Origin of the sequence: Herbaspirillum sp. LeCh32-8 (assembly GCF_017814915.1) — a bacterium.
Classification (GTDB): domain Bacteria; phylum Pseudomonadota; class Gammaproteobacteria; order Burkholderiales; family Burkholderiaceae_D; genus Herbaspirillum.
Genome location: NZ_JAGIPZ010000001.1, coordinates 864170 through 879342, shown reverse-complemented (window position 1 = coordinate 879342; position 15173 = coordinate 864170). Strand labels below are relative to the sequence as shown.

The following is a 15173-nucleotide window of genomic DNA, read 5'->3' as shown; positions in this document are numbered from 1 at the left end:
TGCGCGCCCGCAGGCCAGGCATGAACGCCTGATCCCAGGCTTGTGCATTTTTCGGAGTGTAAATGCGACTGCCGCCGTACATGTAATACGGTCTGCGACTATCGGTATAAGGAAATCCTGCCGTAGCGCGGCAGGATCGGCATGGAAGGCTTATTCCCCGCCGATCAGTTCCTTGACGCGTCGGCCCAGCGCCTCGGCCGGGAACGGTTTGGTCAGCACCTGCATGCCGCGTTCCAGATGGCCGTGGTTGAGCACCGCGTTCTCGGCGTAGCCGGTGACGAACAGCACCGGCACCTCCGGTCGTTGCGACCTGACGGCGTCTGCCAGCTGGCGGCCGTTCATGCCGTTGGGCAGGCCGACGTCGGTGACCAGCAGGTCGATCTCCGGATGCAGCGCCAGCGTCTTCATGGCTGACGGGCCGTCTTCGGCCTCCACCACGAAATAGCCCAGGTCTTCCAGCACCTCCACTGCCACCATGCGCACCAGCGGCTCGTCGTCGACGATCAGGATGGTCTTGCGCCCGGACGCCGCCGGCGCCGGACCCTCGGCGGACGGGCTGTCTTCCGGCGATCCTTCGCCGAGGAAGCGCGGCAGGTAGATGCAGACCATGCTGCCGCGCCCCAGCTCCGAGTAGATGCGCACGGCGCCGCCTGACTGCCCGGCGAAACCGTAGACCATGGACAGTCCCAGGCCCGTGCCCTGCCCGGTCGGCTTGGTGGTGAAGAAGGGATCGAAGGCGCGCGCCACCACGTCAGGCGTCATGCCGGTGCCGGTATCGCTCACGCATAGGGACACGTACTGGCCGGTCGTCACGCCGCGCTGGGCGGCATTGCGCTCGTCCAGCCAACGGTTGGCGGTCTCGATGGTGAGCTTGCCGCCGTCAGGCATGGCGTCACGGGCGTTGATGCAGAGGTTGAGCAAGGCGTTTTCCAGCTGGCCGATGTCGACAAAGGCGCTCCACAGCCCACCCGCGGCGACCGTCTCCACCGAGATAGCCGGGCCGACGCTGCGGCCGATCAGTTCATGCATGCCGGCCACCACCTGGTTGAGGTTGGCCGCCTTGGGGTCGAGCGTCTGCCGGCGCGAGAAAGCCAGCAGCCGCTGCGTAAGACCGGCGGCGCGCTTGACCGCGGCTTGCGCGCCGTTGAGATGGCGGTCGATGTCGGCGATGCGACCCTGCGCCAGCCGGATCTTCATCAGCTCCAGGCTGCCGCCGATGCCGGCGAGAATGTTGTTGAAGTCATGCGCCAGGCCGCCGGTAAGTTGGCCGACCGCTTCCATCTTCTGCGACTGGCGCAGCGCTTCCTCGGCATTGAGCAGCGCGGCGGTGCGCTCGTCGACCTGCTGTTCCAATGTCTCGTTGAGCGAGCGCAACGCGGCCAGGGCGCCGTCACGCTCGGCCTCCACCGCGCGCCGGCCTTCGATGTCGATCAGCACGCCGGGGAACTGGCTCGGCGTGCCGTCGGCGGCGAGCTCCACCCGGCCGTTGGCTTCCAGCCAGTAATACTTGCCGTCCTGGCGGCGCGTGCGGTATTGGTGGGCGTAGGCGCCGCCGCGTTCGAGCGCCTCGCGCATCGCCGTCGCCAAGCCGGCGCGATCGTCGGGATGAACCTTCTCTATCACCGTCTCCAGGCTGAGACCGCTACGGCCCTTGGCGGGATCGAGGCCGAAAGCCTGCACAAAGCCGTCGTCGACGCTGAACTTGTCAGCGGCCACATCCCACAGCCAGGTGCCGATGATGGCGCCGGCGGCCATGGCCAGCTGCACACGCTGCACGTTGTCGCGCAGCTCGGCCTCGGTCTTCTTGCGCGCGGTCACATCGCGAAACAGCACCGAGACCTGATGCATCTCCTCCGGCCCGACCCGGGTGGCGGAGACCTCGATATGACGCCCGGCGGCGACGAACTCCTGTTCGAAGCGCACGGTCTGGCCGGTGCGCAGCACCTTGCCGTAGACCTCCAGCCAGACCTCGGCGTGTTCCGGCTCGATCTCGCGCAGGCGTTTGCCGACGATGCCGCTGATGCCGGTATGGCGCTCGTAGCCGGAGTTGGCCTCGATGTGCACATAGTCGCTCAAGGGACCGTGCGGGCCGTCGATGAATTTGATGATGCAAAAGCCGTCGTCGATCGCTTCGAACAATGCGAGGCGCCGCACCCGGCTCAGAGCGACTTCTTCCTCCAGCGCGGCACGGCTGAGCGATGCCAGTTCATTGTTCAAGATAGGGCCTCTCGTTTTTCGCGATCGTTCGCGGGCTTGGTAGTAAGCCTTGGAGCATAACATCGAAGCGCAGCCAGCCAAGACGGATCGGGGCGCAAATCTCGTCAAACTGCTAAGCTGCTGCCCTTGCCTTTTTTCAACTTACTCTCTTTACCGGCCATGAATTCCAGCACGCCTGCGGCGCAACTCGACCATCTCGTCCTCAACACCCACTACGACATCGACGCCGCCCAGGCGCAACTGGAGACGCTCGGGTTCATCGTCACGCCGCGCGGCTATCACACGCTGGGATCGGTCAACCACCTGGTGGTGCTGGCCGGTGGCTACCTGGAGCTGATCGGCCAGCCGCGCGACAGCGCCAAGGTGCGCCAGGAAATCCTGGACAGCCCGATCGGCATCGATGGCCTGGTCTATGCGGTGGAGGACGTGCCGGCCTGCCACGACCGCTGGATCGCGCTGGGCCTGGACGCGCAACCGGTGCAGCATTTCTCGCGTCCGGTGGAGCTGGATGGACGCGCGGTGGACGCGCGCTTTTCCACGGTGCGCCTGGTGCCGGGCCAGTTCGCCGGCCGCGTGTATGCCTGCCGCCATTTCACGCCCGAGCTGGTGTGGCGTGAGGAATGGATGGCGCATCCCAACGGCGTGACGGGCATTTCCTCCCTGCTGGTGATCGACCGCGATCCTGCACAGGCGGAGGCGGCTTACGCGCAGCTGGGCGCATGGGGTACGGATTTCGCGCTGGAATTCGCCGATGCTGCCAGCCTGCGGGGCCGCTTCGGCGCGCTGGCCGCGCATGTGCCGCAGCGCGATGCCTTCTTTGCCGCCATCCGCCTGCGCGGCGGCGACCGCGCCGCCATCGCAGATCGCGCACGGGCCCTGGGCCTGCCGCTGCAAGAAGACGCCGACCGGCTGGTGCTGGCTCTGCCCGCCTTCCAGGCCTTGCTGGAATTCGTTGACGACTGAACCGACCGGGCGAGTTCCTGGCGGCGGGAATGGCCGCGGCCAAGCGGCTCCGACCGGACTACAATGTCGCACTTTCCTTTATTTCCCCGCACTTTTTCGCATTTATGATGACGTGCTGCACGACAGGCAACTGATGGACAATACGACCGCCGACCAGGCGCAGCTCAAACACAAGGCAGTGATGCGCGTCCTCAGCGGCATCGTGATCTGCATCTTCCTGGCGGCGCTGGACCAGACGGTGGTCATCCCGGCCATCCCCGCCATGGCGCGCGACCTGCATGACAGCCGCAACCTGTCCTGGATCCTGACCGCCTACCTGCTGGCCTCGACCATCGTCGCGCCGATCTACGGCCGGCTGTCGGACACCTACGGCCGCCGCAAGCTGCTGGAGATCTGCCTGGTGATCTTCATCGTCGCCTCGGTGGCCTGCGGTTTCGCCCAGAGCATCACTCAGCTGATCTTCCTGCGCGCCCTGCAGGGCCTGGGCGGCGGCGGCCTGATGTCGCTCGCCCAGGCCGCCATCGCCGACGCCGTAACGCCGCGCGAACGCGGGCGTTATCAGGGCTATCTGGCCGGGGTCTGGGCGCTGGCCTCGATTGCCGGGCCGCTGGTGGGCGGCTTCCTGGCCGATCATGCCTCGTGGAAATGGCTGTTCTGGATCAACCTGCCGCTAGGCCTGCTGGCGCTGCACCTGTGCCGGCGCGGCCTTCCGGCAACCTTCAAGGCTCGCGACTACCGAACCCGCTTCGATACCCTGGGCAGCCTGCTGATGATCGCCACCGTCAGTTCATTGCTGCTGATGCTGACGCTGGGCGGCAAGGCGCTGCCATGGGCTTCAGCCGGCATGCTGGGTCTGGCGCTGATGTTCGTGATCGGCTTCGGCCTGCTGGCGGCGCAGCAGATCCGCAAGGTGGACGGTCTCTTTCCGCCGCGCCTGTTCACCGACCGCGCCCTGCTGACCGGTACCCTGGCCTCCACCCTGGCCGCCGGCGGCGTGTTCGCCTCGCTGTTCGTGCTGCCGATCTTCTACCAGAACATGTTCCGCAGCGGCGCCACCAATGCCGGGCTGCTGATGATCCCCTTCCTGGTGGCCAACGTGCTGGGCAACTACGCCACCGGCCACCTGGCGCGCAAGATGGGTCGCATGAAGCCGGTGGTAGTGACCGGCGCGATTCTTTCGATTGCCGGCTTCCTGCTGCTGTCGGTGCTGGCGCCACACTTGCCGCTGGCCGGCACCATCCTGTTCTCGGCGCTGGCCGGCGTGGGGCTGGGCTGCACCATGGTGGGTACGCTGATGGCGGTGCAAAACGCCGCGCGCCAGGGCGACATCGGCACCGCCACCGGCACCCTGCTGTTATTGCGGTCGGTGGGCAGCATGCTGGGCGGCGCGGCGGTGGGCGCCTATCTGGAGTCGCAGCTGCATCTGCCGGGCTCCTCCGGCGCGATGGATCTGCACGGCGCCATCATGCCGGCCGTCAGCGTGGCGCCGGCGGCGTTCTCGGTGATGTTCCTCGGCATCGCGGCGGCGATGGTTGTGGCCTTGCTGATTTGCCTGAAGTCGCCCAATGTGATGCTGCGCTCCGGCGAGCATCCAACGGTGGCCCTTGATTAACAGCAGGCGGTCGAAACAGCCATAAAAAAAGAGCAACCGGATGGTTGCTCTTTTTCATTGTCGTTGCAGCTGGTGACTGCGCCCCTGGATCAGAAGGTTTCCCAGGCGTCTTCATCCTGTTGCAGACGGGACTTCGGTGCCGGCGCGGCGGCAGCCAGGCGCGGCGCGGCCGGCGCGGCTTTTTTCAGCTGCGCCGGGGACGGCTGGTAGACGGCGGCCGACGGTGCGGCGTTCAGGTGCGCCAACTTGAAGATGCTGATCGCCTGCGACAGGTTCTGCGCCTGCTCCTGCATCGACTGCGCGGCGGCGGCGGCCTCTTCGACCAGGGCGGCGTTCTGCTGCGTGACTTCGTCCATCTGGGTGATGGCGCGGTTGATCTCTTCGATGCCGGTGCTCTGCTCCGAACTGGCGGCGGTGATCTCGCCGACGATGTCGGTCACGCTCTTGACGCTGTTGACCACCTGCTCCATCGTGGCGCCGGCTTCGGCCACCAGCTTGCTACCGCCGTCGACCTTGGTCACCGAGTCGTCGATCAGGGACTTGATTTCCTTGGCGGCGGCGGCCGAGCGCTGGGCCAGGCTGCGCACTTCGGTTGCCACCACCGCGAAGCCGCGGCCCTGTTCACCGGCCCGTGCCGCTTCCACAGCGGCGTTCAGCGCCAGGATGTTGGTCTGGAAGGCAATGCCGTCGATCACGCCGATGATGTCGACGATCTTTCTGGAGGAGGTGTTGATCTCGTCCATGGTATCGACCACGCGACCCACAATGGCGCCGCCCTGGATCGCGATCTGCGAAGCGGAAGTCGCCATCTGGTTCGCCTGGCGGGCGTTGTCGGCGTTCTGGCGCACGGTCGAGGTCATCTCCTCCATGGCCGACGCGGTCTCTTCCAGCGAGCCGGCCTGCTGCTCGGTACGGGCGGAGAGGTCGAGGTTGCCGCTGGCGATTTCATTGGACGCGGTGGTGATCGAGTCGGTACCGCGGCGCACGCCCGACACGATGGAAACAAGGTTGTCGTTCATCTTGCGCAGCGCATGCATGAGCTGGCCGGTCTCGTCTTTGGCACTGTCATCGATGCGGGTGGTGAGGTCGCCGGCGGCGACGTTCTCGGCCACGCGTACGGCTTCGCGCAGGGGGCGCACGATGGAGCGGGTCAACAGATAGCCCAGCACGATTGAGGCCAGCACCGCCACCGTCGAGCATGCCAGCGTGACGTTGATGGCCAGCGCGCCATCTTCGATTGCCTGCACGCCTTCGGCCTGCAGCTGCTGGTCCTGCGAATTGGCGAAGGCGGTCGCGGTGTCGAGGTAGGCGTTCTGGGCGGTAGTGATCTTGCGCAGCGCATATTCGCCGGCGGCATCCACGTTGCCGGATCGGGCCAGCGCCAGCAATTCTTCCTTGCTGGTGTCGAAGACGACGCGGGCGTCGTCCAGCACCTTGATCTTTTTCCTGCCCACTTCGGTGCTCTGGCGCGCGGCGATCTTGTCGATGGCTTCCTTGGTCTGCTTGACCGACACCGCCAGTTGATCGTAGCGCTTGTCGTTCATGCCCGGACGGCCGGCGTCGATGACGATGCCGCGCAGGTACTTGATCTGGTCGTTGACGCCGTCGCGCACGTCGAAGGCCCAGCGCACCTTGAGGTAACGGTCTGAGACGATCTGATTGATCGCGTGATTGATGTTGCCGATCTTGACGACTGCGGTGATGGCCACGATGGCCAGCAGCGTCACGATGAGGGTGAACACGGCGCCAAGGCGAACGCCGACGCCCAAATTCTTGAAATACGTGGACATGCTTCTTCCTTTACTGTTCTTGTTGGTAGCTGTCTCTCCTTCTCTTTCGCGAAGACGATGGCTTTTATTGTTTGAACAGTAATGGCGAACGACAAACCGAACTGATGCTTTGTTTTATTAGCGGGTGGGATGATGGGGCATAAATTAATGGATAGCAAGTGGTCTGATGACTGTATCTGCTTTTTGTTGCGCCGCATGTACACCGGCAGATGGCAACAATTAGAGTAAAGATAATTAAAGTTGCCTGTCGAACAGCAACTTCACCTGTGCTTTACACGTGCCGGGCCGGATCTGCAAAGGCAAATTCGACGACCGCGGGAGCCTAAAAAGACGAAGGCGGCGTCACACAACACTGCGCGACGCCGCCGAAAATTTTTTGACGATGCGGGATCAGTCGACCCGACGATGATGCGAAGCCTGCTGCCCATGCCTGGCCTTGACGGAATCCTGCAGCCACACCCGATAAACCAGCCAGGCGGCAAACGCGCCGCCGGCAACCAGCACGTAGACCACGTACCAGCTCAGAAAAGTCATGCCCCACGACATGAGCTTATCCACAATATGCATGACAACTTCCCCAGCTAAAAGCACTCGGGGCGATGCCCGGCATCCCCTGCCGCTGGCCTCGCCACTCTAAAGCATCATTGGCCGTAACCCGTGCGGCGCCAGACGTAGGCGCCGAAGGCACAGCTGCCAATGACAACGTAGAGAGCGTACCACAGCAGAGCTTGAACGCCATACCCCATCAAAAGCTCGATCATTTTCATGATTGTCTCCTCCGTATCTTGTCGCCACGCAATATTCACGAAGCTTATTGCTCAGGCCTTGAAAACCGCGCCAGATTGGTGCATTCCGGCTTGCTGCACACTGCATGTTGCCATTCCAACCTGCCCGTTACTGGCAGATGCCGCGCAGGCCTTGAGGTTCCAGCCCATCTTGCTCCTGCCAAATCCTCATGTAAACAACGGCTTATTTCGCGCAGCAGCAATTTCCCGCTGTCATAAATCGAAAGCAGCGTGACAACATTTGCTCGCTTGCAGCTTTTCCAGCAGGAATGCGGGAGTTGAAGATTGACGAGTTTTCCATTGTTGGCAGACTGACATCCTGCGTCGCAATACGGAAAGTGTCGAGATAGTCGCCGTTCGGCGACTGAAGCAGCTCCGCGGAGAGAAACGATATAAAAAATTAGGCCGCGCCTGGCGGCCGGCGACGCCGGCAGTCCGACCCGGCGCGCCATTCAGGCTGCTTATGTCTGGGCGGGTTTTCGCCAGAGCACGGCGGTGCCCAGCAGCCCCGCCAGGATAGATCCGCCCAGCACCCCCAGCTTCAGCTTGGCCTCGAAGTCTGGGCTCAGTCCTTGGAAAGCCAGACCGCCGATGAACAGACTCATCGTGAAACCGATCCCGCACAGTACGCACACGCCGATGACCTGCCGCGTGCTGGCGCCGGCCGGCATGGCCGCCAGCCCGCTTTTGACCATCAGCCAGACCGCACCGAACACGCCGATGGTCTTGCCCAGTACCAGTCCGGCGGCAATTCCCAGGGGAATGGGATCGAACAGGCTGTCCAGCGACATGCCCTGCAACGACACACCGGCGTTGGCAAAGGCGAACATCGGCAGCACCAGGAACGCCACCCAGGGATGCAGGCCATGCTCCAGCGCGCCGGCCAGCGGCTTGCCCTCGCCATCCTTCATGGGGATCGCCAGCGCCGTGACCACTCCGGCCAGCGTGGCATGGATGCCGGACTTCAGCACACAGACCCAGATCGCCAGGCCGACCACCAGATAAACGTCGGCACGGCGCACGCCGCTGCGGTTGAGCAAGATCAGCAGCAAGGTGCCGACGCCGGCGCCGGCCAGCATCGGCAGCGACAGCTGGTCGGTATAAAACAGCGCGATGACCACGATGGCGCCCAGGTCGTCGATGATCGCCACTGCGGTCAGGAACACCTTGAGGGAGGTCGGCACGCGCGAACCCAGCAGCATTACGATGCCGATGGCAAAGGCGATGTCGGTAGCTGCCGGAATCGCCCAGCCGCGCAGCGCCACCGGGTCGCCCAGATTGATCGCCGCATAGATCAGCGCCGGCACCGCCATGCCGCCCAGCGCGGCAACTGCGGGCAAGATGGCCTGGCTGCGCGAGGCCAGCTCGCCTTCGACGAATTCGCGTTTGATCTCGAGGCCGACCAGGAAGAAGAACACCGCCATCCACAGCTCGTTCACCCACAGCAGCAAGGGCTTGGACAAGACCACCAGACCGCCGACGTCGACCGTGCCGCGCACCCTGGTGAAGGCCTCGTAGGCCTCGCGCCAGCCGGAATTGCTGATGACCAGCGCCAGCACGGCGGCGATCGCCAGCACGATGCCGCCGGCGGCCTCATGCGCAAAAAAACGGGTGAAGGCGTTGCCGCCGTCGTTGTGGTGTTCTGCCTTGGCCAATATTGCTCCCTTCGTTGCGACTCATCTTTGGACAAGGGCAAACTGTACCAACTGTAGGGCGTTTCTCCAAATCATCTGCGCCAACAAAAAAAGGGCCGCTCTTCTCCACAAAGAGCGGCCCTGCCCTCCACACCACAAACCTGTATTTTGTCTGTCGCGTCTCCCCGTCACCAGCAAATCAACGGAACACCAGCACCGGCACCTTGCTGCGCGCCAGCACCTTCTGCGTCTGGCTGCCCATCAACATGCGCCCCAGCGTCGAGCGCGCCTTGGAGGCCATGAAGATGGCGTCGCAATGCTCGCGCTCGGCCACGCGCATGATCTCCTCGTAGGGACGGCCGCCCTGCGCCACCTGCACCGTGCAATCCACGCCCTGTTCGCGCGCCATCTCGGTGATCATCGCGATGCTGGCCAGCGCCTTGGCGCGACCGGCTTCATCGGACTGCTGCAGATCCACCCCCACGCTGACTTCAGGGATGGACAACGCCCGCAGGTTACCGGCCACGGACAGGCCGACCAGCCGACTGCCGCAGCTTTTCGCCAGGGCGATCGCCGCCTTCACCGATTCATTGCACAGCCGGGAACCGTCGGTTGCCAAAAGGATGTTCTTGAACATGATGACCTCGCCAGGTGGACACAAATCGTATGACTGCATCCTATGCCCGCGCGCTGCCCTGCGGCTTGACGTGCATCAAGCCAGCGCCAGCCTTTGCAGTGGCGCACGCGGCGTTTGCGCTGGATCAAATCGCCGCTGTCGTCAGCGCCTTCCCCCAATGCAAAACGGCCTGCATCGCTGCAGGCCGTCTTGTTTTGCCGAACCGGTACGGTCAGGCCGGCTTGAACGCCAGGTAGGTCTTGATCAGCTCCGCCAGCACCGGCTTCAACTTGCCGGCCAGGCCGGCGTCCAGCGCGTACGGCGCCTGCTCTTGCATGTAGCTGCGCTGCGCCAGCTCCAGCTGTACGGCGTGCACCTTCTGCGCCGGCTTGCCGTAGTTGCGGGTGATATAGCCGCCCTTAAAGCGGCCGTTGAGCACTGCCGGATAGTGCGGCGCCAGTTGCTGCGCCTGCTGCAGCAAGCCCTCGGCCACGCCCGGGGCGCAGGATTCGCCGCTGGCCGAGCCGAAGTTGAACACCGGCAGCTCGCCCTCAAACAGGTGCGGGATCAGCGAGCGGATGGAGTGAGCGTCCCACAGCAAGGCGTAGCCGTGAATGGACTTGATGCGCTCCAGTTCGGCCTGCAGCGCCTCGTGGTAAGGCTTCCAGTACAAGGGCAGGCGGCGCGCGATCTCGGCCTCGTCCGGCTCCATGCCGGGCTTGTAGAGCGGCACGTTGTCGAAGGTGGTCAGCGGGCACAGGCCGGTGGTGTTCTGGCCCGGATACAAACTCTGGCCGTCGGCCGGACGGTTGAGGTCGATGGTGTAGCGCGAATAGGTCGGGCGGATGATGGACACGCCCATCTCCACCGCGAAATCGTACAGTTCCCCGATGTGCCAGTCGGTGTCGTCCACCTGCAGGCCGACTTGGCTGAAGGCAGGTTGCAGGTCTGCGGGCAGCTGGGTGCCAACGTGCGGCATGGAAATCAGCAGAGGCGCCGTTCCTTGGCGCAGCGTGAATACTTCCTGGGTCATAGTCTTTCCTTGTTCGGTTCTTAGTCTTTCAACAGCTCAGACACCGTGGCGCGGTAAGCGGCGCGCGCGCCCTCTTCCAGCGCATGGCGCCCGTCGGCCACCACGCGGCGGCCGCCGACGTGCACGTCGCGCACCGGGTTGCCTTCGTGTTCGCAGAATACCAGCGCCGATAGCAGCTGCTCCGGCGCACGGTCGGCCAGGTTGATGTCGTCGCCGTCCAGCACCACGAAGTCGGCGCGCTGGCCAGCGGCCAGGCCCGCCACGCGACGGCCGGTGGCCAGCGCCCCGCCCGCCACGGCCTGCGTGAACAGCCGGTCGGCCACGGCCGGGGCCGCTTGCGAGGCCAGCACATTGCGCCGGCGATGGTGCAGGCGCTGCCCATATTCGAGCAGGCGCAGTTCGGAACGCACATTGATGGCGATGTTGCTGTCCGATCCCACGCCCCAGTTGGCGCCGTCGGCCAGCAGGCGCTGCGCGTCGATGATGCCGTCGCCGAGATTGGCCTCCGTGGTCGGGCACAGGCCCACCACGGCGCCGCTTTGCGCCACGGCTGCGTACTCGTCGTCCGACATGTGCGTGGCGTGCACCAGGCACCAGCGGGCGTCGAGCTGCTGCTGGGACAGCAACAACTGTACCGGCCGCTTGCCGCACCAGGCCAGGCAATCGTCGACCTCGCGCGTCTGCTCGGCGATATGAATATGAATGGGCGCGTCGGCCCCGCCCGGCTGGGCGCGCAGGCTGGCGACCAGTTGCGCCAGTCCGTCGGCGTCGACCGCGCGCAGCGAGTGCGGCGCCACGCCGTAGCGACGCATGCCGTTCTCCGGCAGCGCCTGCTGCAGGCGCGCACGCAAGTCCAGCATCCACTGCGGCGATGAGATGAAGCGCGCCTGGTGCTCCAGCGGCGCGGCGCTGCCGAAGCCGCCGTACTGGTACAGCACCGGCAGCAGCGTCATGCCGATGCCGGCATCCTGCGATGCCTGCATCACGCGCAGCGACAACTCGGCCGGATCGTCGTAAGCGACGCCGCCCGGCGCATGGTGCAGGTAGTGGAATTCGCACACCGAGGTGTAGCCCGCTTTGAGCATCTCGATATACAGATGACGGGCGATTGCCTCCAGGTGCTGCGGCTGCAGGCGCTGGGCGAAGCGGTACATCAGCGTGCGCCAGCTCCAGAAGGAATCGGTCGGGCTGCCCATGGTCTCGGTCAGGCCGGCCATGGCGCGCTGGAACGCGTGCGAATGCAGGTTGGGCATGCCCGGGATGACCGCGCCGGCGGCCAGCGGCGCGTCGCCCGGCGCGCTGTCCGGCGTGACCTCGGTCAGGTCGCCGTCAGCATTCCAGCGCAGCAGCACGTCGCTGCGCCAGCCCTGCGGCAGCAAGGCCGAGCGGCAGAACAACTGCCCGCCTGGGGTATTCGGATGTTGCTCGTTGTGCGTTGCCATCTAAGCGCCCTTTATTGGTTTTATTGGACTACTGCTGCTGCCTTCATGCATCCGCGGCGCTCTCGGCGCACGCGGAAGGTGGAAATTCTTGCATCAGTGTCTGCATCAATGCTTGCGGCGGATATGCACCGCCAGCACCACCGCGCCCGCCGCGCACAGCAGGTCGGGCAGTAGCGCGCCTTCACGCAGCCGCACGAATTCGCCGGTGCGCAACTGCAATTGCAGCCCGTTCTGGTCCGACAGGCAGGCCGCGCCCTGCGCGACGTACAGCAAGGCTGTGTCGGCATCCAGCCGCCGCGAGTTCTGCTCGGTCATCATCACCACCTCGCCCTCGGCCAGCTCGCGCCGGATCATCAGGTTGAAGTCCAGCGTCGGCGCGCCATGCAGTTGGACCGAGACCTTCAGTTCTCCGGCGAAGGCGAACGGCGCGAAGCAGTCGCGCAAATCATGCAGCGGGCGGCCTTCGGACGCGATGGTGAAACCGCCGCCTTCCAGCAGCACGATGGTGCGGTCGATGCCGTCGAAGGTCGAAAAATCGCCGTCGCGACCGACATCGGCCACGCTGGCGCGCCAGACGAAATCGGCAAAGCCGGCCTCGGGCGGCTCCACGCACAGCTCGCGCGTTTGTCCACCCTCGTTCTTCCAGGGCACGGCATCGACGCGGGCCAGATTGCCGACCGCGACGATGGCGTCCGACATGTCAATTCTGGGATCAACCGCCATGCACCGCCTCGCGCGCCAGCATGGTCTGCAGGAAGCTGCGGGTGCGCGCTTCCTTTGGCGCCGTGAAGATATCGGCCGGAGCGCCGGCTTCGACAATGCTGCCATGGTCCATCACCACCACCACGTCCGCCACTTCGCGGGCAAAGCCCATTTCGTGGGTGACGATCAACATGGTCATGCCTTCGGCGGCCAGATCCTTCATCACCTGCAGCACCTCGCCCACCAGTTCCGGGTCGAGCGCGGAGGTCGGCTCGTCGAACAGCATCACCTTGGGCTCCATCGCCAGCGCGCGCGCGATGGCAACGCGCTGCTTCTGGCCGCCCGACAGCGTGCCGGGATAGACCTTGGCCTTGTGATCCAGGCCGACCTTCTTCAGCAAGCGCATGCCCAACTCTTCGGCCTGCTTGCGCGGCACGCCGCGCAGACAGGTGGGCGCCAGCGTGATGTTGTCCAGCACCGACAGGTGCGGGAACAGGTTGAACGACTGGAATACCATGCCCACCTCGCTGCGCAGCGCGTCCAGCTTGGCCTCGGGCATCATGCGGCCGTTTTCCACCACCGGATGGCCGGACACCACGACGGTGCCGCCCTCGGCGGTTTCCAGGCCATTCAGGCAGCGCAGGAAGGTGCTCTTGCCCGATCCGCTGGGGCCGATCACCACCACCACCTGGCTGGGCTGGACGCTGAAATCGATGTTCTTCAGCACCACGTGCTCGCCGAAGGATTTCTTCAGGCCCTTGACGTCGACGATCGCCTGGCTCATCACACTCTCCCTTCCGAGCGCAGCACCTTCTCGATGCGGCGCAGTATCAATGTGGTGACGCTGGTCAGGACCAGGTAGATCACGGCGATCACCAGATACACCTCAAGCGAGCGATAGGAGACGCTGATGATCTTTTCACCTTCATGCATCAGGTCGGCGATGGTCAGCAGCGACACCAGCGCCGAGTTCTTGATCAGCGCGATGAATTCGTTACCCAGCGGCGGGATCATGCGCACGAAGGCCTGCGGCAGGATCACGCGACGCATCGCCATCTTGTAAGGCAGGCCCAGCGAGCGCGCCGCTTCCATCTGGCCGCGTTCGATCGACTGGATGGAACCACGCACGATTTCCGACACATAAGCGCCACTGTAGATACCCAGGCCCAGGATGCCGCACACATAAGCCGGCAGCAGGATGCCGAAATGCGGCAGGCCGAAGAACCAGATGAACAGCTGCACCAGCAGCGGCGTGCCGCGCACCAGGGTCAGGTATACGGTACAGATGCCGTAGATGATGCGGCGTTGCGGCGACAGGCGCCCCAGGCCGACCAGCAGGCCCAGCACGCAACCCAGCACCAGCGCGGCGGCGGTGATCTCCACCGTGACGGCCGTACCGGCGGCGAGCGAATGCCAGCTGTCCCAGATCGGCGAGAAGTCGAAATCCATTGGAGGCTCCGGAAGGTGAATCATGCTGCCGCGCCACATGGCCGGCGGCGGCGGACCTTCATGAAAAGTGGAAAAACGTCGTGGCGCGATGACCGGGCGGCCATCGCGGCCGCGGCCGCCGCACCGGGTGCGGTGCAGCCGCGGCTTGTTCGTGGTTCAGGTGAGGAAGATTACTCGCTCTTGCCGAACCACTTGTCGGTCAGCGCGGTGTAGGTGCCGTTCACGCGCAGCGTCTGCAGCGCCTTGTTCAGTTGCTCGGCCAGTTCGGTGTCGCCCTTGCGCATGGCGTAGCCGTACAGCTCGGTGGTCAGGCCCTTGTCCAGCACGCGCACTTGCGGCTGGGTGCGTGCGAACTCCACGGCGGCCGGACGACCGGTGACGGCGGCATTGACGCGGCCGGTGGTCAGCAAGTCGAACATGGCCTGGTTCTTTTCCACCTCGACGCGCTCAACGCCCGGGAAGTTGTCCTTCAGGTAGCCGACCGACTTGGTGCCGACCTGCACCGAGACCTTCTTGCCCTTGTTCAGGTCGTCCGGCACCTTGATGCTGGCGTCGTCGCGGCGCACCAGCACGGCCAGGCCGCCGCGGTAATACGGGTCGCTGAAGTTGACCACCTTGCGGCGTTCGTCGGTCATGTAGATGGCCGAGGCGGCGATGTCGAAGCGGTTGGAGATCAGGCCCGGGATCAGGCCCTTGAAGTCGATGTCGATCCACTGGACCTTCTTGCCCATGGTCTTGGCCAGCGCTTCGATCAGCTCGATGTCGAAGCCGGTGCGCTTGCCGTCCTTGACGAATTCCATCGGCGGGAAGGTGGCATCGGTGCCGACGCGGATCACGTTGTCGGCGGCGTGGGCCGCGGGAGCGAGCGCGGTCAGCATGGCGAACGCGGCGGTGAAGGTACAGAGCAGCTTGGAAATTTTCATCATGGGT

Annotated in this window: 14 protein-coding genes; 2 read left to right on the top strand and 12 right to left on the bottom strand. The window is 64.7% G+C overall.

Annotated elements, in window-relative coordinates; all coding sequences use genetic code 11:
* Positions 1 to 150: 150 nt before the first annotated feature.
* The gene (locus tag J8I26_RS04030) at positions 151 to 2181 is read right to left on the bottom strand and encodes a hybrid sensor histidine kinase/response regulator (RefSeq protein WP_245200116.1); all 2031 of its coding nucleotides are present in this window, start codon (positions 2179 to 2181) and stop codon (positions 151 to 153) included.
* A gap of 195 nt (positions 2182 to 2376) precedes the next feature.
* On the opposite strand from J8I26_RS04030, the gene J8I26_RS04025 reads away from it, so the two are divergent.
* A complete protein-coding gene (locus J8I26_RS04025) occupies positions 2377 to 3180 on the top strand; it encodes a VOC family protein (RefSeq protein WP_209604252.1) in 804 nt (267 codons plus the stop codon).
* A gap of 133 nt (positions 3181 to 3313) precedes the next feature.
* Positions 3314 to 4792, top strand: a complete 1479-nt coding sequence (locus tag J8I26_RS04020; protein ID WP_245200037.1) for an MDR family MFS transporter — start codon at positions 3314 to 3316, stop codon at positions 4790 to 4792.
* A gap of 89 nt (positions 4793 to 4881) precedes the next feature.
* Here J8I26_RS04020 and J8I26_RS04015 read toward each other — a convergent pair whose 3' ends face one another.
* From J8I26_RS04015 to J8I26_RS03970, 11 genes are all read right to left on the bottom strand, one after another.
* A complete protein-coding gene (locus J8I26_RS04015) occupies positions 4882 to 6582 on the bottom strand; it encodes a methyl-accepting chemotaxis protein (RefSeq protein WP_209604250.1) in 1701 nt (566 codons plus the stop codon).
* A 390-nt stretch (positions 6583 to 6972) separates the two neighbouring features.
* Positions 6973 to 7149: a hypothetical protein gene (locus J8I26_RS04010; protein WP_209604248.1), complete on the bottom strand. Its 177-nt coding sequence runs from the start codon at positions 7147 to 7149 to the stop codon at positions 6973 to 6975.
* A 74-nt stretch (positions 7150 to 7223) separates the two neighbouring features.
* Positions 7224 to 7349 carry a hypothetical protein gene (locus tag J8I26_RS22775; protein ID WP_280868266.1) on the bottom strand — a complete coding sequence of 42 codons (126 nt, stop codon included), beginning with the start codon at positions 7347 to 7349 and terminating at the stop codon, positions 7224 to 7226.
* A 479-nt stretch (positions 7350 to 7828) separates the two neighbouring features.
* Entirely contained in the window at positions 7829 to 9022 is a 1194-nt protein-coding gene (gene nhaA, locus J8I26_RS04005; RefSeq protein ID WP_209604246.1) for a Na+/H+ antiporter NhaA, read from the bottom strand.
* A 178-nt stretch (positions 9023 to 9200) separates the two neighbouring features.
* On the bottom strand, positions 9201 to 9638 hold the full coding sequence (locus J8I26_RS04000) for a universal stress protein (protein ID WP_209604244.1): 438 nt from the start codon (positions 9636 to 9638) through the stop codon (positions 9201 to 9203).
* Positions 9639 to 9849: 211 nt separating this feature from the next.
* Positions 9850 to 10650, bottom strand: coding sequence for an N-formylglutamate deformylase (hutG, locus tag J8I26_RS03995; RefSeq protein WP_209604243.1), 801 nt, complete (start codon positions 10648 to 10650; stop codon positions 9850 to 9852).
* 20 nt (positions 10651 to 10670) lie between these two features.
* Positions 10671 to 12092 carry a formimidoylglutamate deiminase gene (locus J8I26_RS03990; RefSeq protein WP_209604242.1) on the bottom strand — a complete coding sequence of 474 codons (1422 nt, stop codon included), beginning with the start codon at positions 12090 to 12092 and terminating at the stop codon, positions 10671 to 10673.
* A 105-nt stretch (positions 12093 to 12197) separates the two neighbouring features.
* The gene (locus J8I26_RS03985; RefSeq protein ID WP_245200036.1) at positions 12198 to 12791 is read right to left on the bottom strand and encodes a HutD family protein; all 594 of its coding nucleotides are present in this window, start codon (positions 12789 to 12791) and stop codon (positions 12198 to 12200) included.
* Positions 12792 to 12804: 13 nt separating this feature from the next.
* Positions 12805 to 13578: an amino acid ABC transporter ATP-binding protein gene (locus J8I26_RS03980; RefSeq protein WP_245200035.1), complete on the bottom strand. Its 774-nt coding sequence runs from the start codon at positions 13576 to 13578 to the stop codon at positions 12805 to 12807.
* Positions 13578 to 14243 carry an amino acid ABC transporter permease gene (locus tag J8I26_RS03975; RefSeq protein ID WP_209604240.1) on the bottom strand — a complete coding sequence of 222 codons (666 nt, stop codon included), beginning with the start codon at positions 14241 to 14243 and terminating at the stop codon, positions 13578 to 13580. Before J8I26_RS03975 ends, J8I26_RS03980 begins: the two co-directional genes overlap by 1 nt.
* A 170-nt stretch (positions 14244 to 14413) precedes the next feature.
* The gene (locus J8I26_RS03970) at positions 14414 to 15166 is read right to left on the bottom strand and encodes a glutamine ABC transporter substrate-binding protein (protein ID WP_209604802.1); all 753 of its coding nucleotides are present in this window, start codon (positions 15164 to 15166) and stop codon (positions 14414 to 14416) included.
* Between the last annotated feature and the right edge of the window lie 7 nt (positions 15167 to 15173).